The organism is Candidatus Pantoea formicae (assembly GCF_011752625.1).
Classification (GTDB): domain Bacteria; phylum Pseudomonadota; class Gammaproteobacteria; order Enterobacterales; family Enterobacteriaceae; genus Pantoea; species Pantoea formicae.
The window spans coordinates 1-360 of record NZ_VWXD01000048.1 but is presented as its reverse complement, the minus strand read 5'-3'; the positions used below and the strand labels follow the sequence as shown (position 1 = coordinate 360).

The window sequence follows — 360 nt, the reverse complement described above, 5'->3', positions numbered from 1 at the left end:
CAGATTAGCACGTCCTTCATCGCCTCTGACTGCCAGGGCATCCACCGTGTACGCTTAGTCGCTTAACCTCACAACCCACAGGCGTTTTACAACGCTGCAGACTGCAAGCATTTGAGAGACTCGAACACATCGATAACTTCATTCTTATTACGGAGAATGAATACGACGTGTCGTTTCAATTTTCAGCTTGTTCCGGATTGTTAAAGAGCATAATACTTCGCAGCACACCGTTGCCGGTACGCTCTGAAGTATTGTTTTGAGTCACTGTAATGGTGGAGCTAAGCGGGATCGAACCGCTGACCTCCTGCGTGCAAGGCAGGCGCTCTCCCAGCTGAGCTATAGCCCCATACAGTTACTGCA

At 49.7% G+C, this 360-nt stretch carries 1 tRNA gene; it reads right to left on the bottom strand.

What is annotated here, in order from left to right:
* Positions 1–270 precede the first annotated feature (270 nt).
* Positions 271–346 (bottom strand) — tRNA-Ala (locus F3J38_RS27840).
* Between the last annotated feature and the right edge of the window lie 14 nt (positions 347–360).